This window comes from Sulfitobacter mediterraneus, assembly GCF_016801775.1.
Lineage (GTDB): Bacteria > Pseudomonadota > Alphaproteobacteria > Rhodobacterales > Rhodobacteraceae > Sulfitobacter > Sulfitobacter mediterraneus_A.
Window position 1 is genome coordinate 2009420 of sequence record NZ_CP069004.1, and the last position, 20313, is coordinate 2029732.

The 20313-nt window shown below is 59.2% G+C and carries 23 protein-coding genes; 7 read left to right on the plus strand and 16 right to left on the minus strand.

Annotated elements, in window-relative coordinates; genetic code table 11:
* Positions 1–104: 104 nt before the first annotated feature.
* A complete protein-coding gene (locus tag JNX03_RS09810; RefSeq protein WP_203208899.1) occupies positions 105–857 on the minus strand; it encodes a tRNA1(Val) (adenine(37)-N6)-methyltransferase in 753 nt (250 codons plus the stop codon).
* Positions 854–1069, minus strand: coding sequence for a DUF2007 domain-containing protein (locus tag JNX03_RS09815; RefSeq protein ID WP_203208900.1), 216 nt, complete (start codon positions 1067–1069; stop codon positions 854–856). Before JNX03_RS09815 ends, JNX03_RS09810 begins: the two co-directional genes overlap by 4 nt.
* A 56-nt stretch (positions 1070–1125) precedes the next feature.
* On the opposite strand from JNX03_RS09815, the gene JNX03_RS09820 reads away from it, so the two are divergent.
* Positions 1126–2124, plus strand: a complete 999-nt coding sequence (locus tag JNX03_RS09820) for a polyprenyl synthetase family protein (RefSeq protein WP_203208901.1) — start codon at positions 1126–1128, stop codon at positions 2122–2124.
* Here the strand turns inward: JNX03_RS09820 and JNX03_RS09825 are convergent.
* The 4 genes from JNX03_RS09825 to soxR all read right to left on the minus strand — a co-directional run bounded on the left by JNX03_RS09825 (position 2117) and on the right by soxR (position 7094).
* Complete coding sequence (locus JNX03_RS09825) at positions 2117–2923, minus strand: 4-(cytidine 5'-diphospho)-2-C-methyl-D-erythritol kinase (RefSeq protein ID WP_203208902.1); 807 nt, start codon at positions 2921–2923, stop codon at positions 2117–2119. The genes JNX03_RS09820 and JNX03_RS09825 overlap by 8 nt on opposite strands.
* Entirely contained in the window at positions 2913–4628 is a 1716-nt protein-coding gene (locus JNX03_RS09830) for a tetratricopeptide repeat protein (RefSeq protein ID WP_203208903.1), read from the minus strand. Before JNX03_RS09830 ends, JNX03_RS09825 begins: the two co-directional genes overlap by 11 nt.
* Positions 4629–4794: 166 nt before the next feature.
* Entirely contained in the window at positions 4795–6444 is a 1650-nt protein-coding gene (locus tag JNX03_RS09835; protein WP_203208904.1) for an electron transfer flavoprotein-ubiquinone oxidoreductase, read from the minus strand.
* Between the two features lie 194 nt (positions 6445–6638).
* Positions 6639–7094 (minus strand): redox-sensitive transcriptional activator SoxR, encoded by a 456-nt coding sequence (soxR, locus tag JNX03_RS09840; protein ID WP_203208905.1) that lies wholly within the window; start codon positions 7092–7094, stop codon positions 6639–6641.
* 87 nt (positions 7095–7181) lie between these two features.
* Here soxR and JNX03_RS09845 point away from each other — a divergent pair, with 87 nt between their 5' ends.
* The 3 genes from JNX03_RS09845 (at position 7182) to JNX03_RS09855 (ending at position 9238) form a co-directional block, all read left to right on the plus strand.
* Positions 7182–7562, plus strand: coding sequence for a VOC family protein (locus tag JNX03_RS09845; RefSeq protein ID WP_203208906.1), 381 nt, complete (start codon positions 7182–7184; stop codon positions 7560–7562).
* Positions 7563–7703: 141 nt separating this feature from the next.
* Complete coding sequence (gene greA, locus JNX03_RS09850; RefSeq protein WP_203208907.1) at positions 7704–8174, plus strand: transcription elongation factor GreA; 471 nt, start codon at positions 7704–7706, stop codon at positions 8172–8174.
* 14 nt (positions 8175–8188) lie between these two features.
* Positions 8189–9238 (plus strand): hypothetical protein, encoded by a 1050-nt coding sequence (locus JNX03_RS09855; RefSeq protein ID WP_203208908.1) that lies wholly within the window; start codon positions 8189–8191, stop codon positions 9236–9238.
* A 39-nt stretch (positions 9239–9277) separates the two neighbouring features.
* On the opposite strand, the gene JNX03_RS09860 is transcribed toward JNX03_RS09855, so the two are convergent.
* The 5 genes from JNX03_RS09860 to JNX03_RS09880 all read right to left on the minus strand — a co-directional run bounded on the left by JNX03_RS09860 (position 9278) and on the right by JNX03_RS09880 (position 14038).
* Entirely contained in the window at positions 9278–9712 is a 435-nt protein-coding gene (locus JNX03_RS09860) for a GNAT family N-acetyltransferase (RefSeq protein ID WP_203208909.1), read from the minus strand.
* Between the two features lie 252 nt (positions 9713–9964).
* The gene (locus tag JNX03_RS09865; protein ID WP_203212206.1) at positions 9965–12016 is read right to left on the minus strand and encodes a molybdenum cofactor synthesis domain-containing protein; all 2052 of its coding nucleotides are present in this window, start codon (positions 12014–12016) and stop codon (positions 9965–9967) included.
* Positions 12017–12036: 20 nt separating this feature from the next.
* Positions 12037–12528, minus strand: coding sequence for a molybdopterin-guanine dinucleotide biosynthesis protein B (gene mobB / locus JNX03_RS09870; protein ID WP_203208910.1), 492 nt, complete (start codon positions 12526–12528; stop codon positions 12037–12039).
* The gene (gene mobA, locus JNX03_RS09875; protein WP_203208911.1) at positions 12525–13127 is read right to left on the minus strand and encodes a molybdenum cofactor guanylyltransferase MobA; all 603 of its coding nucleotides are present in this window, start codon (positions 13125–13127) and stop codon (positions 12525–12527) included. The genes mobB and mobA overlap by 4 nt, the downstream gene beginning before the upstream one ends.
* Positions 13124–14038, minus strand: a complete 915-nt coding sequence (locus JNX03_RS09880; protein ID WP_203208912.1) for a formate dehydrogenase accessory sulfurtransferase FdhD — start codon at positions 14036–14038, stop codon at positions 13124–13126. The genes mobA and JNX03_RS09880 overlap by 4 nt, the downstream gene beginning before the upstream one ends.
* A gap of 23 nt (positions 14039–14061) precedes the next feature.
* Here JNX03_RS09880 and JNX03_RS09885 point away from each other — a divergent pair, with 23 nt between their 5' ends.
* Together JNX03_RS09885 and JNX03_RS09890 are read left to right on the plus strand one after the other, a co-directional pair.
* Complete coding sequence (locus JNX03_RS09885) at positions 14062–14781, plus strand: AzlC family ABC transporter permease (RefSeq protein WP_203208913.1); 720 nt, start codon at positions 14062–14064, stop codon at positions 14779–14781.
* Positions 14778–15104 (plus strand): AzlD domain-containing protein, encoded by a 327-nt coding sequence (locus tag JNX03_RS09890; protein WP_203208914.1) that lies wholly within the window; start codon positions 14778–14780, stop codon positions 15102–15104. The genes JNX03_RS09885 and JNX03_RS09890 overlap by 4 nt, the downstream gene beginning before the upstream one ends.
* A 6-nt stretch (positions 15105–15110) precedes the next feature.
* On the opposite strand, the gene JNX03_RS09895 is transcribed toward JNX03_RS09890, so the two are convergent.
* The 5 genes from JNX03_RS09895 to JNX03_RS09915 all read right to left on the minus strand — a co-directional run bounded on the left by JNX03_RS09895 (position 15111) and on the right by JNX03_RS09915 (position 19231).
* On the minus strand, positions 15111–15716 hold the full coding sequence (locus JNX03_RS09895) for a hypothetical protein (RefSeq protein ID WP_203208915.1): 606 nt from the start codon (positions 15714–15716) through the stop codon (positions 15111–15113).
* A 29-nt stretch (positions 15717–15745) separates the two neighbouring features.
* The gene (locus tag JNX03_RS09900; RefSeq protein ID WP_025047946.1) at positions 15746–15880 is read right to left on the minus strand and encodes an aa3-type cytochrome c oxidase subunit IV; all 135 of its coding nucleotides are present in this window, start codon (positions 15878–15880) and stop codon (positions 15746–15748) included.
* A gap of 103 nt (positions 15881–15983) precedes the next feature.
* Positions 15984–16457, minus strand: a complete 474-nt coding sequence (locus JNX03_RS09905; RefSeq protein WP_203208916.1) for a DUF6173 family protein — start codon at positions 16455–16457, stop codon at positions 15984–15986.
* 9 nt (positions 16458–16466) lie between these two features.
* Positions 16467–17519 (minus strand): MBL fold metallo-hydrolase, encoded by a 1053-nt coding sequence (locus JNX03_RS09910; protein WP_203208917.1) that lies wholly within the window; start codon positions 17517–17519, stop codon positions 16467–16469.
* On the minus strand, positions 17519–19231 hold the full coding sequence (locus JNX03_RS09915; RefSeq protein ID WP_203208918.1) for an acyl-CoA dehydrogenase: 1713 nt from the start codon (positions 19229–19231) through the stop codon (positions 17519–17521). The genes JNX03_RS09910 and JNX03_RS09915 overlap by 1 nt, the downstream gene beginning before the upstream one ends.
* Before the next feature lie 132 nt (positions 19232–19363).
* Here JNX03_RS09915 and JNX03_RS09920 point away from each other — a divergent pair, with 132 nt between their 5' ends.
* Complete coding sequence (locus tag JNX03_RS09920; protein WP_203212207.1) at positions 19364–20305, plus strand: L-threonylcarbamoyladenylate synthase; 942 nt, start codon at positions 19364–19366, stop codon at positions 20303–20305.
* The last annotated feature ends 8 nt before the right edge of the window (positions 20306–20313 follow it).

Here is a 20313-nt window from a genome sequence, read left to right on the forward strand (position 1 = left end):
CTCCTTGATGAATGTTTAGGTCTCGAGTGGACCACACTCCTGCAAACATGTCACGCCGCCCTGCAGCAAATCTGTTACATCGGTAAAAATTTGCTTAATCATGCTCAGAAACGCAGCGCCGCGCCATTTCGCAAAACATCATCTATTTCAGGGGTATAGCGCTTTGCGTTCGGATCATGTCGTGCGCCTAGATGCATGACCATTGCCGTATGGAGACGAAACGCCGCACGACCGTTTTTGCGAGCCCGTACAATCACCCTGTCCGGGTCACGTCCGGCGCGGGCGGCCAACGGTAAAACTTCAACAGATCCAAGGTCATGCGGCATGGCCCGCAACAGATCCGGCAACCGCTCAATCCGGTGAATGAAATGCGCTTGCCCTTTGGGGGCCAGCCGCTTGGCGGCAACTTTCACCCATTGTGCCAGCGGCGTGTCCTCGCCATGGGCGCTTTCCCGCGCCGGATCATCTGAGGCAACAGAGGCCGCGCGATCAAAATAGGGTGGATTGGCCAGCACATGGTCAAATTGCCGCTGCCGCAGGTGCAAGGGCATCTCGCGCAGGTCTGCCGTTACAACCTCAAGCGCATCACCGCCGTTGCGCAAGGCCAACTCTGCAAAGGCTGGCTCCCGCTCAATCCCGGTCAATTGCAAATCCGGCACCCGCGCCCCAAGGCAGAGAATCGCCGCGCCAACGCCGCAGCCAAGCTCTAGAACGCGCTGCCCGCCATCCGCCGGCACACTGGCCGCCAGAAGCACCGGATCAACGCCTGCACGATATCCATGGCGCGGCTGATAGAGATGCAGCAGCCCTCCCAGAAACGCATCACGGGTCAATGCGTTGTCGGAAAACCCCGTCACAAACCCAGCGGGATGTCATTGTCCCGCAAAACCAGAACTGCATCCTCATGATCATCGGGATGCACCATCAAGCGGCGTGGAAAGATACCGATGCCACCTTCCAGCACGCTCATGTTTACGTCCATTTCAAAGCAGTCTATATCCTCGCCCTGAAGAAGGGCCGTGGCAAAGGCGATGACCGTCATGTCTGTGCTGCGCAAAAGTTCCTTCATACCAAAGATGTGGGACAGGCAGACCGAATTGTCGAGCCTTGGGTGGGATCATATTCATGAAAAATGGCAACGCATTGAAACCCCATGACCGTCTTGCGGCCTATCTGGCCGAAGATATGGCCGCTGTTGGGGATTTGATCCGTGAACGGATGGCCTCGGAACACGCGCCGCGCATCCCCGAAGTGACCGCGCATTTGGTTGAGGCCGGCGGCAAACGTCTGCGCCCGATGATGACCCTCGCCTCGGCGCGCATGTGTGGCTATGACGGGCCCTATCATGTGCATCTGGCCGCCACGGTTGAGTTTATTCACACCGCGACCCTGCTGCACGATGACGTGGTTGACGAAAGCGCACAGCGGCGCGGGAGGCCCACGGCGAACCTGCTCTGGGACAACCAATCGTCGGTTCTGGTGGGGGACTATCTCTTCGCCCGCAGTTTTCAGTTGATGACCGAACCCGGCTCCATGCCAGTGATGCGGATCCTGTCAAACGCTGCCGCCACGATTGCCGAGGGCGAAGTGTTGCAACTGACCGCCGCACAGAACCTTGCAACGGGCGAAGACATTTACCTGCAAGTGGTGCGCGGCAAAACCGCCGCTTTGTTCTCTGCCGCGATGGAAGTGGGCGGGGTGATTGCCGGGGCCGATGCGGCCCGCGTACAGGCACTGTTTGACTACGGTGATGCCCTTGGCATTGCGTTTCAGATTGTCGATGACCTGCTCGACTATCGCGGTGAGCCAAACGCGACCGGCAAGAACATCGGCGACGATTTCCGCGAGCGCAAGCTGACACTGCCGGTGATCAAAGCCGTGGCCAAAGCCGACGCCGAGGAACGCGCCTTTTGGGAGCGGACCATCGAAAAGGGCAAGCAGGAAGACGGTGATCTGGATCACGCCCTTTCCCTGCTGGCCAAACATGACACATTGACCGCAACGCAGGCCGATGCGCTGGATTGGGCCAACAAGGCCAAGGCGGCGCTTTCCCCCCTGCCCGATCACGATGTCAAAGATATGTTGGTCGATCTGGCCGACTACGTGGTCAGCCGCATCAGCTAAGCACGCAAGGCCGCACCCACCAGTCGGCATGCTCAGTCGCGATGGTCTGCGCCGCTTCTGCGGTGTGTTTCGCCGTGTCCATCAATGCAAAACACGTCGCCCCGGACCCCGACATCCGTGCCAAACGGCAGTGCGGCATGCCATTGAGTGTGTCTAGAACTGACGTGATCGCGGGTGCCACGGATTGCGCCGGGTCTTCAAGATCATTGCGCTGACCTTTCAAGAACGCGATCACATCCTCCGCCGTTGAAAGACCCATGGGATCACCTGACATTTCGGAATTTTCTTTTTGGTTCAGCGCCTTGAACACCTCGGGCGTCGAAATCTCCACTCCCGGATTAACCAGAACAGCATGCAACACAGGCCGGCCAGAAAGCGGTGTCAAAACCTCGCCAATACCCTGCATGCGCTGCGCCTTGGCAGCTTTGCAAACCGGAACATCCGCGCCAAGCACTGCGCCGTCGCCGGCATAACCGCAGTGACGCAGCACCGCCGCAGCATCAGATGAGCCGCCCCCGATGCCGGCTCCATGTGGTAGATTCTTCTCAAGCTGGATTGCACCGGAAAACCCGGCCAGTTCTGCCGCCCGCCAAACCAGATTGCGCCTGTCCACAGGCACCCCTTCGGCAAAGGGACCAGTTACGGAAATCGCCATGTCTTCAGCTTTAGAAAACCAGAGCCGATCACCGACATCCGCAAACATCACAATGGAATCAAGCAGATGATACCCGTCATCCCGTTGGCCCGTCACATGCAGCGCGAGATTGATCTTGGCCGGCGCAAATGCCTCAGATGTCATTGGCGACCTTAAGGGGAGGTGCACCTTCCTCTTCCAAAACGACGTCTAGCCCAACCTCCAGCTTGCGGCGGATGCGTTTCGGATCGGCCTCTGTGTCAGTGTCGTCTTCGTCAATGAAAGACAAAGCCCGGCTCCACTGAAACTCCGCCTCGCGGAAGCGGCCCACGGCCCAATAGACATCACCCAAATGGTCATTCACCACCGGATCAATCGGGATCAGCTCGACCGCGCGTTCCATCTGCTCAACCGCCTCGTCATAGCGGCCAAGCCGGTAGAACACCCAGCCCAGCGAATCGACGATATAGCCACTGTCCGGACTGGCCGCGACGGCCCGTTCGATCATATCGAGCGCCTCATCCAGATTGCGCTGCTGTTCTACCATCGAATAGCCAAGATAGTTCAACACCTGAGGCTGTTCGGGGTTGATCGCCAGCGCGGCCCGAAAATCGGCCTCTGACGCGACCTCATCGCCCAGCCTTTCATAGGCAATGCCGCGCGAATACAGCAGCACCCAGCGCAGACGAGCGGTGTCTGACACCCGTTCAATCGCGCGATCATAGGCCGCAATGGCACCCTTGAAATCATCCTGCGCGCGCAGAACATCCCCCAATGTGGAGTGCACAACCGCCAAGTCTCCATGGCTGCGGGCCAATTGTTCCAAAACCTCAATGGCTTGATCCGCTTTACCAGACCGGCGCAAAGCATCCGCGCGGCCCAGTTCAGCCGCGTGATAGGTCGGGCTGTCGGCGGGCACGTCCTTGTATTCCTTGATCGCCAGATCATGCTGACCCAGCCCTTCCAGCAGGCTGGCCGTCAGCAAAAGCGCATCCACGTGATCGGGGCGCAGATAACGGGCCAGCCGTGTGTACAACAGCACGTAATAGTCCCCTGCGGCCTCACTTTTCAGGACCGCTGCAAAAGTAAAGAATACCTCGGCAATTCCAGATTTTGCATCGCGTACATGGGTAAATGGCACGGTCTCTTTGGCTTTGAGCGCGGCAATCAGCACATCCAATTCAGGGTCCGTGCTGCCACCAAAGCTGGCTTCGATCACTTGCAGGGCGTCGCCATGGCGGTCAAGCTGCGCCAGAATTTCCGCATGGGCCATCACGCCCCGGCGGGTCTGACCGGCAGCGCCAGCAACCTGATCGCCAAATATCATTTCCGCGCCTTCAAAATCACCCACACTCGCAAGGGCCAAAGCCTTGTGGTACATCACAAAACCTTGCATGCCCGCCTCTTTGCTGAGCTTGTCAAAGGCGGCCATCGCTGCACGCACATCGCCGGTACCCATCAGCGCCCACGCCTTGACCAACCCATCGACCCAAGGGCCAATGCCGCTGCTATCATCTTCGCTGGCCAGGATCGCTTTGTAATCCTCAGTTTGCGCATGACCCGCAGTCAGTAGCATCCGTGCGACCTGGCTGCGTTGTTTCTTGGCCTCAAGCACACGGGCCAGCGGCAGGGCGCGTTCCACCTCGCCCAGCGACAGATAGGACAGCGCGGCGCTTTCCATCAATTCAACGTTTTGCGAATCCCGCGCAAGCGCTTGTGCATAATACCGGGCGGCCTCGGCATAATCGCTGTTCACGGCGGCATGGCGGCCCGCCAGATAGGGGCCAGCGACAGATTGCGCCTGCACCGGCGCACCCGCCATCCCCGTCAGCGCCAATACGGCGGCCATTCCCAAAGCTTTGCGCAGCATCACTGATCGTCCTCATGCGTTTTTTCAAAGGCTATCAGACCAGCGGCCAAGCGCAATGGTGACGAAGGCGGCTCAAGGCGTTGTGAGGGCGTGTCGGCGGAACCCCGCAATATATAAAAAAGGCGGGGTTGCCCCCGCCCTTGATCCGCTTGCGATCATCGGTTGATCACATGTTGGGGTAATTCGGCCCATCGCCACCCTGCGGCGTTGTCCAGGTGATGTTCTGGCTTGGGTCTTTGATATCGCAGGTTTTGCAATGCACACAGTTCTGGAAGTTGATCTGGAACTTGGGCGCGCTGCCTGGCTCTTCGATGAACTCGTAAACACCTGCCGGGCAATAGCGGGCCGAAGGACCAGCAAATTTGGCAAGGTTCACCTCGACCGGCACAGAGGCATCTTTCAGCTTCAGGTGGGCCGGTTGGCTTTCCTCGTGGTTGGTAAAGGAGAACGCAACATTGGTCAGGCGATCAAAGCTGATCGTGCCATCGGGCTTGGGATAGTCAATGACCTTGTGTTTGTCCGCATGCTCCGTTGCCTCGGCATCGGATTTGCCGTGTTTGAGCGTGCCAAGAAGTGAGAAGCCGAAGGTGTTGCACCACATGTCAAAACCGCCAACCGCCAGCGATGCCATCAGGCCGTACTTGGACCACAACGGTTTGACGTTGCGTACCTTTTTCAAATCCGCGCCAATTGGGCCGCCGCGTACATCGGCTTCGTAGTCATTCAGCTCATCACCCGAACGCCCGGCCTGAATCGCCGCATATGCGGCCTCGGCCGCGGCCTTGCCAGACAGCATCGCGTTATGGTTGCCCTTGATCCGGGGCACGTTGACCATACCAACCGAACAGCCCAACAGGGCAACACCCGGCGCTACCATTTTTGGCATCGACTGATAGCCGCCTTCGGTTATGGCACGAGCGCCATAGGCCACGCGTTTGCCGCCCTTGAGCAGTTCGGCCACCATTGGGTGATGCTTGAAGCGCTGGAACTCCATGTAAGGAAAAACATGTGGGTTCTTGTAGCCAAGGTGGACAACAAAACCGACATAGACCTGATTGTTATCAAGGTGATAGATGAAAGATCCGCCACCTGCGTTGCTGTTGAGAGGCCAACCCATCGTATGCGTCACCGTGCCTTCGCGGTGCTTCGCCGGGTCAATTTCCCAGATCTCTTTCATGCCAAGGCCGTATTTCTGCGGCTCAACACCGTCTGACAGACCGTATTTCTCGATCACTTGCTTGGAGAGGCTGCCGCGCACCCCTTCGGACAGGAAAACATATTTGCCGTGCAATTCCATACCCGGCTCTGTGTCCGGGCCGATGGTGCCGTCGGCCTCAAGGCCAAAGACACCGGCAACCACACCTTTGACTTCGCCATTGTCGCCAAAGACCAATTCGGAACAAGCCATGCCAGGGAAAATTTCGACACCCATTTCTTCGGCCTGTTCCGCCATCCAGCGGCAGACGTTGCCCATAGAAACGATGTAATTGCCGTGGTTGTTCATCAGCGGCGGCATTGGGAAGTTTGGCACACGGATCTGGCCTGCTTCGCCCAACATATAGAAGTTGTCCTCTTTCACCGGAACGGTGATAGGGGCGCCTTTTTCCTTCCAATCGGGGATCAAAGCATCCAGACCGCAAGGATCAAGAACCGCACCCGACAGAATATGCGCGCCCACTTCAGAGCCTTTTTCCAGCACAACAACGTTGCAATCCGGGTCCAACTGCTTCAGCCGGATCGCTGCAGACAGGCCCGCAGGTCCCGCACCAACGATCACAACATCGTATTCCATTGCTTCGCGTTCAATTTCAGCCATGGCAAAGGCCTCCCTCAGGGCAAAATCGGTTTGAAGTTGGCTAAACTACGCCAAGCGTCATTGCAATCGGGACGATACGTTAATTGCTGCATTTGCAGCATGTTTGCACGATTTGTTCGTCGCCGATGTAGAAATGACCCCAAAGAAAGGCCAAAAACGACCTGCTTGCCCGCCCCCGAATGGTTGTCGCCGCATTACGTTTCGGGGCTATCCCCCATCAAATAACGCGGGCCGGGCCCTTTTTCGGCGGCGCGATCCACCGGATTGTACATGGCACAGACATCCAGGCTTAGACATCCGCATCCAATGCAACCGTCCAGATTCTCGCGCAGCTTTGTCAGGGTCTCGATCCGCTGATCCAATGCATCGCGAAAGCTTTCGCTGATCCGCGCCCAGTCGGCCTTCGTGGGTGGCCGTTTGCCCGGCAATTGGTCCAGCTCCGCTCTGATCTGCGGCAGGGTGAAACCAAACTGCTGGGCGATCATGATGAAACTGAGTTTGCGCAGATCCGCCCGTTCAAATCGCCGCTGTCCTCCCGCGTTGCGCCAGGGCTTTATCAGACCCTGCGCCTCGTAATATCGGATCGCCGACACGGCCAGCCCGGTCCGCCCTGCCAATGCCCCGATCGAAAGCCCGTCATTTATCGACATATCGCCCTCCGAAAAAAATGCTTGATCTAAAGTTAGGTTTAGAAATTACAACAACAGGCAGTCAAGCAAAACCGAAGAGGACAAAACATGCCTGCACTTTTGGAACACACCAATTTCACCGTGGCCGATCCCCACAAAACCGCCGCCTGGATGGAGGCTTTGTTCGGGTGGAAAATCCGCTGGCAAGGCGATTCCCTTGGCGGCGGCCTTTCCATTCACGTCGGCACCGAGGACCAATACCTTGCGCTCTATACCCCCCGCGCGCCTATGGACGCCAAGACCAACACCTACACACAGGTCGGCGGTCTCAACCACATCGCTGTTGTCGTGGATGATATCGACGCCACCGAAGCGGCCGTGATTGCCCATGGTTTCAAAACCGGCAATCACGCCGATTACGAACCCGGCCGGCGGTTTTACTTCCACGACGATGACGATATCGAATACGAAGTTGTCCAATACGATTGACGGCTGATCCCTGCCAATTGACGAACCCATCCCCCTTGCAATCCAACGGCAATTTGGGTCAGGTAATGGGCAGCTATTTTCGAAAACGGCCGCCCCCGTTTGATTTGCGGGTGCGGCCCTCATTACGTGGACAGACCACCCATGGAAAAGATTCCCATGACCCGCGCGGGCCATACCGCGCTGGAAACAGAGCTCAAGCAGCTCAAGACAGAGGAACGCCCTGCGATAATCAAGGCGATTGCCGAGGCCCGTGAACATGGGGACCTGTCCGAAAATGCCGAGTATCATTCGGCCAAGGAAAAACAATCCTTCATCGAAGGCCGCATCAAAGAACTGGAAGGCGTGATTTCGCTGGCCGATGTGATTGACCCGGCCAAATTGTCCGGCGCAATCAAGTTTGGCGCACGGGTCACCCTGGTGGACGAGGACACCGATGAGGAAAAGACCTATCAGATCGTTGGCGAATATGAGGCCAAGATCGAGGATGGGCTGCTGAACATCAAATCGCCCATTGCCCGCGCCTTGATCGGCAAGGAAGAAGGAGATTCGGTCGAAGTGCGCACACCGGGGGGCGAGAAATCCTATGAGGTTCTCAAAATCGTCTTTGCCTGAACGGGAAAACCGGCATGGCTGAACGACCCGAAATCGAAGCAGCGGCTGACAGCGCGGCCCCGGCCCGCCCGACACCGCTTGGCATCTATGACAAACCCAAACCGCAAACCGTGACCGGTATTGAGGTGGTGGCGATTGCACTCAGCGCGCTGTGGCTGCTGGGCGCCGTGGTGTTTTTTGTCGTTTTGCCGCAAGATCCGCAGGCCGGTGGTAGCAGCGATGCGGATGGCCTGCGTTTTCTGATGACGATGCTGGCGGTCTTCATGCCCGTGGCGATGATCTGGGTCGCCGCCACCGCCGCGCGGGCCAGCCGTGTGATGCGCGAGGAAAGCCAACGGTTGCAGACCGCTATAGACGGCATTCGCCAAGCCTATATCGCCCAACAACAAGGGCATGGGATGCAATCTGGATCGTCTTCTGTGGCCCGCAAACTGGATGAGATCGCAACCACGGCCCGCAAAACCGAAACCGCGCTGGCCACCTTTCAATCGCGCCGCGAAGAGCAGGCCCGCAAAGTCCCGCAGGTGGCCGCGGCACCAGTGGATGATCAGCCTACACTGGCCCTTGGCACACAGGCGGCAGACCTCGCGCCGATGCTGTCCAATGATGATTTCATTCGCGCCTTGAATTTTCCTGAAACCGCCGAGGATGAGGTTGGCTTCGCCGCTCTGCGCCGCGCACTCAAGGACCGGTCCGCCGCACAATTGGTCCAAGCGGCCCAGGATGTGCTGACCCTGATGTCCCAGGACGGCATCTACATGGACGACCTGCGCCCCGACCGCGCCCGCCCCGAGATCTGGCGGCAGTTTGCGCAAGGCGCACGCGGGCGCCCCATCGCCGCCCTGGGTGGGATCAGGGACCGCTCGTCGCTGGCCCTCACCAATGCGCGGATGAAACAGGATCCGATCTTCCGCGACGCCGCGCACCACTTTTTGCGCCGCTTTGACAAGACCTTTGCAGAATTCGAAGAACGTGCCAGTGATGGTGAAATCTCTGCGCTGGCTGACACGCGCACGGCCCGCGCGTTCATGTTGCTCGGCCGCTGCGCCGGTACGTTTGACTAGGTCAAAAGGGGCGGAAAGTTTCCTCTCCGCCCCAATCTGCTATTCGGATTTTTGGTAGGTCAAACGGATTTCCATCTGACCTGTGGGTTCGTGAATACTCTCTTGATCCCCGGTAAATCCATAGGCCTTGTAAAAACGCCGCCCGATAGGATTGTCCTTGAACACACCCAGCGTCACCGCACCGCCGCGCAGTGCGACGGCGTGGTCCATCAAGGCCCGGCCCAAGCCGCGCCCGTGATAGTCTGGGTCTACAAAGAACCCGCCAACCTCATCATCCAGCAAGGCGATGAAACCGGCGATATTGCCGTTCACTTCGGCCACCCATGTTTCGGCATGAACCAGATAGATGTTCCTGACGTTGTCTGCCTCGCTTTGCAAAAACGCTTCGCTGAGAAACGGATGGGCCAGATAACTGGCGCGAAGCCAGATGTCGATGATCGCTTCGGTGTCTTCGGTTTTGAATTTTCTGATCATTGTCAGAGCATGCTTTCTTTGATCGAACAGCCCAATTAGGCACTGTTCGTTGTCTTGATTGAATATGGTGATTGCGCAAAGAACCCTTCCGCCAAGGCGGTCAAATCAACGGTTGTCTGCACAAGGGCTGCGCATTGCAGCCCGCAATTATCAGGACATCAAAGCTCCATTTTGATGTCCTGAGTATGACAGCCCCGCCGCAAATCCCCAAGGGCCAGGCGAGCCACTATCCAGGCACGATGCAAAACCGCATCACCCCGCAAGGCCATAGCTGCCAAACGGCACATAGCGGACCATATCACCCGGCTTGATCTCACCGGCAGGTTCCGGCAGTTCCACCAGCCCTTCGGCCCAACTGAGCCCGCTGATCCGGCCCGACCCTTCGGATGCAAACACCTCTGCCCGGCCACCCCGTATTCTTGCGCGGAGATATTCCCGGCGTCCTGCCTTTTTCGCTTTGGCGAAGGCAGCGGGCACTTCAAACCCCTGCGGTTCTGCCCAACCTGCCCCGGCCAAAACCGACATCGCTGGCCGCGCAAAGATCAACGCGCAAACCAATGCCGCCACGGGATTGCCGGGCAGGCCAAAGACCGGAACGCCCTGCCACAGACCCAGCGCCAAGGGCCGCCCCGGCTTGATCGCCATGCGCCACAGCGCCATGGCGCCTGCCTGCTCCAACAAGGCCGACACGTGGTCTTCATCCCCCGCAGAGGCGCCGCCGCTGGTCAGGATGACATCAACCTCCGCCGCCGCATTGTCCAGCCGCGCCCGCAAGAGTTCGCGGTCATCCGGCACCCGGCCCAAGTCCACAGGCACATGGCCAAACTGTTCTGCCAACGCCAGCAACATCGGACGATTGGCATCATAGATCTGCCCGTCGCGCGCAGAGGCACCCGGCTCAACCAGCTCATCCCCTGTTGAGATTACCCCCACCTTCAGCGGCTTTCGCACGGCCACCTCGGAAACACCGGTCGCCGCCAAAAGGGCCAGATCCGCTGGTGTGATCTTGCGCCCAACAGGCAGAATTTCCTGTCCCGCGATCACGTCTTCGCCAGCCTTTCGGGTGTTGGCTCCGGCCTTTATAGGGCCGGAAAAACGGACCGACCCATCCGCCAAACCCACATCTTCTTGCAAGATCACCGTATCCACCCCTTCGGGCAGCGCCGCACCTGTCAGAACCCGGATCGCCAGCCCCTCCGGCACAGCGCCGGGCGCGTCACCTGCCGCCGCACGCCCCTCCACCAATGGCAACCCATGTGTGCCAGCCCCGCGTCCACCGGCAAACCCGTACCCATCCACCGCCGTATTGGGCAGCGGCGGATTGGCCCGTGCGGCGAAGACCGCCTGCGCCGCGATCCGGCCCGCCGCCGCGCCGAGCGGCACGGTCTCGGTCCGAGTGACCGCCGAAAGCCGCGCCTTAAGCAGATCATGCGCCTCGCTTACGGGCGTCCAGTGCACGCCAGGCGGCAATGCAAAACAATCGTTGCGCAAAGGCGGCGGCACATCGCCGCGCAATTCATCTTCATGTCCCAAACCGAATATCCACCCTTCCTCCGGCGCATCAACATCAAGCAGCGTGGCCAGCCGGTCTGCGGGCAATTGCGCCACCTGCCCAGCAATCTGCTGAACCTGCCATGCGTCTTTGATCATGCCCTCTGCCGCAGTCCCGGCAGTCAGCGACGGCCAAATCTCGACGAATGCAATGGGCGCGGTCAGCGGCTGATAAGGCCAGACCGCAACCTCGAACTGGCGGCGCAACCGCGCCAGTACAGGCAGACCCATCATCACCTGCCCCCCTACCGCACCGGCACCGCCCATTTGCCAACAGGTAAACGCACCCTTGGCCCGATCCTCACAGCGCCGCTTTTCCGGGAACGGATTGGCATAGCCATCCTTGTTGCGCGGCAGCCCGTCAATATCACGAGACAGCGTGTTGAACCAAAACGGCCCCTGCCCCAACCCAAGACCAAGATTGATCTCGGCTGCCAGATCAAAGCGGTTGTTGCCCTTTGGATCATCCTCAATCCGGGCCTCGAACCAATCCCACAAGTCCAGCGGATCAGATGACCCGCACAGCGCCTCGGCAAAGCCAGCCGGATAGCCGAACGGGAAATCAAAGCCGACCAAAACGCGCCGTCTCTCTTCACGTTCAGCCGTCAGAAACGCCGCCAACCACTGCTCCGCCTCTTGCCGATTACGCTGGTAGACAGGCTCCTCAGCCGCTGCCCCCCGCTGCACCCCGATCCAAATCGCGTCCTTCACCGGACGCGGCCCACGGTCGTTTCCAGCCGACCAATCGACCATCACAACCGTGTCAAACGGGGTCAAAGCCCGACCTCGGACAGTATGAAATCAGCGATCGCCACCGTATCATTCAAATCAAACACCGGCCGATCCAGATCAAGCGACACATCCGCCGCCACCGCCCGCACGGTTGGATCTTCGGGCGCGATCAAGGGATTGCCCGTCACAGCCCGATGCGCCTCAACCTTGGGGTGATCATCGCGTTTGTATCCTTCGATCAATACCAGATCGACCGGGCTGAGGCGGGTCAGCAGCTCGGCCAAAATTGGCTCCTTTGCGCCGCGCAATTCATGCATCAAGGCAAAGCGGTTGCCTGAGGCGAGCAGCACCTCTGACGCGCCTGCCGTGCGATGGCGGAAACTGTCTTTGCCCGGATGATCGACATCGAAACTGTGGTGCGCATGTTTGACGGTCGAGACGGTGATGCCGCGCCCGGTGATCTCTGTCACCAGACGTTCCATCAGACCGGTCTTGCCTGCGTTTTTCCAACCGACAACGCCAAATAATTTCACAACATCTCCTCCGCCCGCGCCAGATCTTCGGGTGTGTTCACGTTAAAGAACGCAGCCTCTTCCGGGAACAACGCCTCGCGCCCGCCATGTTGGTCTGTCCACATGACAACCTTGCGCAACCCGCCTTGCAGGGCTGCCCGCAGATCATCACGCAGCGCCACGGGCCACAGGCCAAACGTCGGATGTCGCGCCTGTCCGCGCTTGGCAGCCGGTGTCGCGGCCAGGACCATGGGATGCGTCATACCCTCGCCGCGCAACAAAAGCTGTGGCACCAGATCGCAAGGGAAAAACGGTGTGTCTGCGGCGGCGGTCACAATGGCATCTGCCCCCTGCTCCGCGGCCCAATCCAGCCCGGCCAGCACGCCGGCCAACGGACCGACGAACCCTGAAATGCTGTCTGGCAACACCGGCAAATCAAACCCTGAAAACCGCGCGGCATCGCCATTCGCGTTCAAAGCCATCCCGGCCACTTGCGGTTCAAGCCGGTCCATCACCCGCGACAGCAGGGTTTGCCCGCCCAGCGCCAGCAATCCCTTGTCGCCGCCACCCATGCGCGTGGCCTGTCCCCCCGCGAGGATCACGCCCAATGGTTGCTTCATCCCTTGCCCCCCTTGCGGCCAGACTTGCGCGGCTCTTCTGCCACCTGCGCGGGGTCCGCATCGCGGATCAGACGCGCCTCGCCACTGAGGCAGACAAAGCGTTTGCCCTTCATGCGGCCAATCAATGTCAGCCCGATCTGCTGTGCGATTTCGACGCCCCATGCGGTAAAGCCCGACCGTGATACCAGCACCGGAATGCCCATCATCGCGGTCTTGATCACCATTTCAGAGGTCAGTCGCCCGGTGGTATACAGGATCTTGTCCTCTGCCCCGATCCCTTCGGACATCATCCATCCCGCAATCTTGTCCACCGCATTGTGGCGGCCCACATCCTCCATATAAACCAAAGGCTTATCCTCATGACACAGCACAGTGCCATGGATCGCACCTGCTTCAAGATACAGCGACGGCGTGCGGTTGATCTTGGCCGACAGGGCATAGAGCCATGAACTACGTACCGGCGTGTCGGCCAGCACAACCTTATCCAGCCCCTCCATCATGTCCCCAAAAACCGTGCCCACCGCACAGCCGCTGGTGCGTGTTTTGCGGCGCATCTTGCCTTCGTAATCTGTGGCCCGCGCCGTGCGCACAACCACGGTTTCGAGCTCTTCGTCATAGTCAACGCGGGTGATCTCTTCGTCCGGGCGCAGCATGTGTTGATTGCGCAGAAACCCTAGCGCCAGATATTCGGGATAATCCCCGATCGTCATCGCCGTGACGATTTCCTGACTGTTGAGATAGATCGTAAGCGGGCGCTCCTCGACAACGCGAATGGTGGTTTCATTGCCATCGTGATCCATGCCCGTCACGGGCCGGGTCAGCCGCGCCGCCGCTGGATCAGGCGCAATCAGGTATTCGGTCACATCCGGGTCTTGTGCCAATTGTATCCCCCCACCAATGGCGCTAGTCATGGCCGGTAAGTTAGGGATTTCCCATGGCCACCACCACCGCAAAATCGACCTATTTGAAGGGGATCTTTGACAGCTCTCCGTTCATTCTGGTGATCATTCCGTTTGCCTCTCTGTTTGGCCTTGTGGCGACAGAGGCGGGCCTCAGCGTGGTCGAAACGCTGACCTTTTCCATTGTCGTTATTGCAGGGGCGGCGCAATTTACGGCCCTGCAACTGATGCAGGAACAGGCGCCTACACTTGTGGTGATCATCTCATCGCTGGCTGTAAACCTGAGGATGGCGATGTATTCTGCGGCACTGACCCCCTACATCGGCGCGGCCCCGCTGTGGCAGCGTGCGCTGGCCGCGTATTTAACCGTGGATCAATCCTATGTTGTCTCGGTCGCCGAATATGAACGCCGCCCCGATATGTCCATCGCGTTGCGGATGGTATATTTCTTTGGCGTGGTTACACCGATTGTGCCCCTGTGGTACGGGTTTACCTTCATCGGTGCCTATCTTGGCGCATGGTTTCCTGATGGCTGGGCGCTGGATTTTGCAATCCCGATCACCTTTCTTGCAATGATCGCGCCGATGTTCCGCACGTTGGCCCATGTGGTTGCCGCATTGGTGGCCGTGGCAGTCAGCCTGTTGGCCGCTGGCATCCCCTATTCATTGGGCCTCATGGTGGCTGGTATTGTCGGGATGATGGCCGGTGCGCAAGCCGAGCTGTGGCAGGAACGCAAACGGGGGCGGGCAGAATGATCGACAAAACCACCCTCTGGATCGTGATCATCGCCCTCGGCATCGGCAGCTTTTTTCTGCGCTTTGTCTTTACAGGATTTGTCGGATCACGGGCCATGCCAGATTGGTTGCTGCGGCACTTGCGTTATACCGCTGTTGCCATTTTGCCCGCCCTCGTCGCGCCGCAGGTGATCTGGCCGCAAGCCACAGGCGGCGAGACAGAGCCCGCCCGCCTCGCGGCGGCTTGTGTCACGCTGTTGGTTGGATTGCTCAGCAAAAACGTGATTGCGGCGATCCTGTCGGGCGCATTCACGCTATATGGTTTGCTGTATTTCCTCGGGTAACGCCGGTTATTGGGCCAATTGACCAGCCTTCACCGCATCGATCACATCACCCTCGTCATTCTCATAAAGACGCGTGGTTCGAACTCCAGGGAAGCTTTCGATCTGTTCCATCAGTTTGACCGGATAAAACGTCTGTTTCACGCCCTCGAACCCTTCGATCTGGCTCAGAATCGCGGTTGTCGCATTGGCGCAGAAGGCCCCTGGCACCGCGCCATTGGCCTGCACCAACCGCAGCGCTTTTTCCGCCTGTTCGGGCGTGACGACAAATTCCTGACTGACCACGTGATAGGTGCTGCGCGCGTGGGCGGATTTATAGGCCTGTAGCCAACCTGGCGTCACACCATAAAGCACATCTCCGCGTTCGGTCACGCGCGGATCACGGAATGATCCAGCCGGATCAAAAATCACCCGCTGGGATCCATTGACCATCAGGGCGGTGTGCCCGCCACTGCCCGTGCGATTGTTGACCATGGTAAAAATGGTCAAGGTCTTTGGCCCGGGCGCCTGATAAGCCGCCGCTTGCACGGCTTCGATCGGGCTGTCGGGGCTGTTGTCTGCAGCACATCCCGCCAACAAGGCGACCAGTGCCAGACCGGCAAAATAACGTGTCACAGAAACACCCTTGTGTCTTGGTGGTGGTCTTAGCGGATAAAGATCGCCATCAACACCAGCAGAACCAAGATCACAATCACGGATTTGGTTGTAAATGACATGAAGCCGGCAAAGGTTTTTTCCTGCGCTTCGTAGTTCATGCTGCCATGTTCGTGTTCGGCCATTTTTGCGGTCCTCGGTAAATTGGTTTGCGGGTTTGCTATCCTAATTGCACGGCGCTGTCACGCGGTCAAAGCATCAGATCGTCACATCCATGCCCTTGCCCCGCTATGCCGGATCATCACCGGAATTTTCCAGATCCTCGACCAATCGAAATCCGATCCGGTTCGGGGCGGCATTTTCCACCCGTTTCGGCAATGCCCGCAGTACGACGTTAAGCTGGCTCACATGCTGGATCAGCTGGGTCCGCCCCCCGGTTTGGTCTGTCCCGTAGAATGTCACGATATCGGGGTCAAAATAGCCCATGCCCTCGATCCGCAGAACACCGGCCTCGGTGCCGGTAAAGCCCATGGCGACCTCGTGTTCGTTGTCGAGCTGTTCCTCAAAATTCTTGAGATACAGCACCACACGCTCATAAGCCCATTGCGCAGGGGATTTCTGCGTGACCGGCTTGTCTTTGACGCTTTGCGGGATTTCCTGATCGCAAGCATTGCGGCTATTGGGATCGGAATGCACCTCATGCACACGCGGCATGGCATCTGCCTCGAAGGCTTCGGCGGCGGTCCTGATCTCATCATCCATTGGCAATTGCTATTCCTTGCGTTGATACACCCATGCACCGTCCGCCTCGCGTTTGTCGCGTTTTGCGAGACCGGTTTGGTAAAGGTGGCTCAAATGCGCGACGGACTCAACCAAAGCCAGGCCATATTCCGCCTCTCCTATCGATCTTTTGAACAGCGGCGGGAAACATTCAGAGGCCGCTTTGGGCGTTTCGATGAAGGCCAATAGCCGATCGAGCGCGCCATGGTGATTCTCAATCAGCTGCGACATGCGTTTGGGCAATCCCGTGAACGGCAACTTATGCCCGCCCAGGACCAGATGATCAGGCCGCGCCATCGGCGCCAGCCGTTCGCAGGCTTCAAGCCATTCGCCGATAGGGTCCGCCATCGGCTCAGTCGGGTAAACGCCGACATTGGGGCTTATGGACGGCAGGATCTGATCGCCCGCAATCACCAGGTTGTCATCGCGGCTCCAGAATGTGGCGTGTTCAGGGGCGTGGCCGTTGCCCATATGCACATCCCAAAGGCGCCCGCCCATGGTGATCGTGTCGTCCTGTTTGATCCGGGTATAGCCCAGCGGCAAGGGCGCGACGATATCGGCAAAGTTGAACGGTCGGTCCGTCCTGCGTTTTTCAAAAATCTCGTTGTCCATGCCGGACTGGCGATAAAAGCTGAGCGTTTCGGCGGGAGCCACCTCTTGTTCATCCAGCGTCAGCATCCGCGCCGTCAGCCATGCGGTGCGCGTCGTCACCAATTCGGCACCAAATTCGGTCTGAAACCATCCCGCTAGACCCACGTGATCGGGGTGATGGTGGGTCACCACAACCCGCGAGACCGGCTTACCTCCCAGTGGGCCATCCATGGCTTCCTGCCAGATCGCCTTGGACTTTTTCGATGAAAATCCGGTGTCAATGATGGTCCAACTGTCACCTTCGTCCAGCGCATAAACGTTCACATGGTCCAGCTTCATCGGCAATGGCATCCGCAGCCACAATACCCCCGGCGCGACCTCGATCGCCTCGGTTCCATGGGCGGGCGGTGTGTCCCAAGGATAGCGGATACCTTCGGGTGCAAAATCGGCCATTACGCAATCAACTCTTCTGTTGTGAGGGCAAATAAGTCTTTGTCGCCTGCCTGTGCATGCGCCAAAAGGCCCTGATGTTCCGGCAATAGCCGTTGAATATAAAAACGCGCCAGTTTTTCCCGTGGCCCGCCGATGTCCGCCTTGGCAGACAGCAGATGCAAATGCCCGCCCAGAACCCGTGCAAAAGATCGCAGGTAAGGCACCGCCCCGGCAAATCGTGCGTTCATATCCGTCTGCGCCACCATCCAGTCGGTCGCCTCGCGCAGGGTTTCGCACGACTGCCAGACCGCATCGGCCATATTTGGGAAATGCACCCGTGCGCCTTCAATCTCGGCTTCGATCTCGTCCAAAAGCCGGTTTGCGGCCTCGCCGCCGTCCAGCATTTTGCGCCCAACCAAATCCATCGCCTGAATGCCGTTGGTGCCTTCATAGATCGCCGTCACACGCACATCACGGCTGTATTGTGCCGCGCCTGTCTCTTCGATCACGCCCATGCCGCCATGCACCTGCAATCCGGTCTGCGCAACCTCGATCCCGACATCAGATCCGAACGCCTTGGCAATCGGGGTCAAGAACGCCGCCCGCGCGGTCCAGTCCGCAGCGCCGGTGGCGCGGCCCATATCAATCGCATGGGCGCAAGACAGCGCAATCGCCCGCGCCGCAAAAGTATCGGCCTTCATCGCCATTAACATCCGGCGCACGTCTGCATGGTCCGCAATTGTGCCAGCGCCACCTGCGCCCGTCCGCCCCTGTTTGCGCTCCATCGCATAGGCCAAGGCTTGCTGGCAGGCCGCCTCTGCAACGCCAATCCCCTGCCCGCCGACGCCAAGCCGCGCGTTGTTCATCATTGTAAACATCGCAGCCATGCCGCCATGCTCCGGCCCGACCATCCACCCCGTCGCCCCGTCATATTGCATCACTGCAGTGGGGGATCCGTGCAGTCCCAGCTTGTGCTCCAAACTGACCACCGAGAGCGTGTTGCGCGAACCCGGATCGCCGTTTTCATCTGGCAGAAACTTCGGCACCAGAAACAGGCTGATCCCCTTGGTGCCGGACGGGGCATCGGGCAAACGCGCCAGAACCAGATGGCAGACATTGGCGGCAAAATCGTTGTCGCCCCATGAGATGTAGATCTTTTGTCCGGTGATCGCATAGGTTCCATCGCCATTGCTGATCGCTTTGGACGACAATGCACCGACGTCCGATCCCGCCTGCGGTTCGGTCAGGTTCATCGTGCCCGTCCATTCGCCGCTGATCAGCTTGGGCAGATACAACGCCTTGATCGCGTCCGAGGCATGATGTTCCAACGCCTCAATCTGGCCCTGACACATCAAGGGAGCCAACTGCAGCGAAAGGCACGCGCCGCTCATCATTTCATTGACCGCGTAGGTTAGGCTCATCGGCAGCCCCATCCCGCCATAGTCCGGGTCCGCTGACATCCCGATCCAGCCCCCCTCGGCAATCGCCTTGAATCCTTCGGCATAGCCCGGCGAGGTGCGCACAACGCCGTTTTCCAACCGCGCGGGATGCAGATCGCCGGCCCTTTGCAGCGGGGCCAAGACCGCGTCACACATCTTGCCAGCCTCCGCCAAGATCGCTTTGGACAAATCCTGCGTGGCATCGGCAAAGAGCTGCGTTTCGCTGAGCGCGGCGAAATCGATCACCTGCCCCAGAAGGAAGTCAAAGTCATCTACAGCGGCGCGATATGGCATGGGCAATACTCCTGTTAGGGCGCGCAGGCGCTTGGCAAACACGATCCTGCCCTGCTAAGGGCTGCTGGTATTGAGATCAGCATGAAACGGCAACCGCAGTCCCGCAACCTGAACGCGGCGTCACGCACAGAGATGGCCATGGACACAATAATCCTCTCCGCCACAGATGATGGCATCTCCCATGCCGCCGCTTTGCTGCGCCAAGGGGGTTTGGTCGCCTTCCCGACAGAGACGGTTTATGGCCTTGGCGCGGATGCCACGAACGGACAGGCTGTTGCCGGGATTTACGAGGCCAAAGGCCGGCCCAGTTTCAATCCACTGATCGTGCATCTGTCGGATGCTGGGATGGCGCGGAACTATGTAGATTGGCCAGATGCCGCCGAAATACTCGCGACGGCCTTTTGGCCCGGCCCGCTGACGATGGTGTTGCCATTGCGTGATCAACAAAATCTGTCGCCGCTGGTGACAGCCGGTCTGAACAGCGTCGCCCTGCGGGTGCCGATGCACCCCGCCGCGCGGCGTCTGCTGGCCGAATTTGGCGGGCCGGTTGCCGCCCCCTCTGCCAATCCATCAGGCCGGATCAGCGCCACAACCGCCGATCACGTGATGGCCGGTCTCAATGGACGGATTGCGGCGGTTCTGGACGATGGTCCCTGTTCCGTTGGACTGGAAAGCACAATTGTCGGTCTCACCGGCCCTGATCCGGTGGTCCTGCGTGCAGGTGGCTTGCCGCAGGAGGCGATTGAGGCTGCGCTGGGTCGGCCCGTGCAAACGGCACAAGGGTCCGAGATCATCGCGCCGGGCCAACTGGCCTCGCATTATGCGCCTGATGCTGCTGTGCGCCTGAACGCAGGCAAGGCGCGAGGCGATGAGGTTTTGCTGGGCTTCGGACCGATGCAGTGCGATCTGAACCTGTCAGCCTCCGGTGATCTGTCCGAAGCTGCGGCAAACCTTTTTGGCCATCTGCACCAGCTCAACAGCACCCGCCGCCCCATCGCAGTGGCACCTGTGCCGATGCAGGGGCTGGGCCGCGCGATAAATGACAGATTGCAACGGGCAGCTGCGCCGCGCTGATCCAGCCT

Coding starts and splice junctions, on each gene's coding strand:
- JNX03_RS09855 (WP_203208908.1), top strand. CDS start 8,189: ATGGCTGAACGACCCGAAATCGAAGCAGCGGCTGACAGCGCGGCCCCG.
- JNX03_RS09860 (WP_203208909.1), bottom strand. CDS start 9,712: ATGATCAGAAAATTCAAAACCGAAGACACCGAAGCGATCATCGACATC.
- JNX03_RS09825 (WP_203208902.1), bottom strand. CDS start 2,923: ATGACATCTGAGGCATTTGCGCCGGCCAAGATCAATCTCGCGCTGCAT.
- JNX03_RS09900 (WP_025047946.1), bottom strand. CDS start 15,880: ATGGCCGAACACGAACATGGCAGCATGAACTACGAAGCGCAGGAAAAA.
- JNX03_RS09880 (WP_203208912.1), bottom strand. CDS start 14,038: ATGACTAGCGCCATTGGTGGGGGGATACAATTGGCACAAGACCCGGAT.
- JNX03_RS09835 (WP_203208904.1), bottom strand. CDS start 6,444: ATGGCTGAAATTGAACGCGAAGCAATGGAATACGATGTTGTGATCGTT.
- JNX03_RS09885 (WP_203208913.1), top strand. CDS start 14,062: ATGGCCACCACCACCGCAAAATCGACCTATTTGAAGGGGATCTTTGAC.
- JNX03_RS09915 (WP_203208918.1), bottom strand. CDS start 19,231: ATGCCATATCGCGCCGCTGTAGATGACTTTGACTTCCTTCTGGGGCAG.
- JNX03_RS09815 (WP_203208900.1), bottom strand. CDS start 1,069: ATGAAGGAACTTTTGCGCAGCACAGACATGACGGTCATCGCCTTTGCC.
- mobA (WP_203208911.1), bottom strand. CDS start 13,127: ATGAAGCAACCATTGGGCGTGATCCTCGCGGGGGGACAGGCCACGCGC.
- JNX03_RS09910 (WP_203208917.1), bottom strand. CDS start 17,519: ATGGCCGATTTTGCACCCGAAGGTATCCGCTATCCTTGGGACACACCG.
- JNX03_RS09865 (WP_203212206.1), bottom strand. CDS start 12,016: ATGGTCGATTGGTCGGCTGGAAACGACCGTGGGCCGCGTCCGGTGAAG.
- JNX03_RS09905 (WP_203208916.1), bottom strand. CDS start 16,457: ATGGATGATGAGATCAGGACCGCCGCCGAAGCCTTCGAGGCAGATGCC.
- JNX03_RS09890 (WP_203208914.1), top strand. CDS start 14,778: ATGATCGACAAAACCACCCTCTGGATCGTGATCATCGCCCTCGGCATC.
- soxR (WP_203208905.1), bottom strand. CDS start 7,094: ATGTCGATAAATGACGGGCTTTCGATCGGGGCATTGGCAGGGCGGACC.
- JNX03_RS09920 (WP_203212207.1), top strand. CDS start 19,364: ATGGCCATGGACACAATAATCCTCTCCGCCACAGATGATGGCATCTCC.
- JNX03_RS09845 (WP_203208906.1), top strand. CDS start 7,182: ATGCCTGCACTTTTGGAACACACCAATTTCACCGTGGCCGATCCCCAC.
- JNX03_RS09820 (WP_203208901.1), top strand. CDS start 1,126: ATGAAAAATGGCAACGCATTGAAACCCCATGACCGTCTTGCGGCCTAT.
- JNX03_RS09830 (WP_203208903.1), bottom strand. CDS start 4,628: ATGCTGCGCAAAGCTTTGGGAATGGCCGCCGTATTGGCGCTGACGGGG.
- greA (WP_203208907.1), top strand. CDS start 7,704: ATGGAAAAGATTCCCATGACCCGCGCGGGCCATACCGCGCTGGAAACA.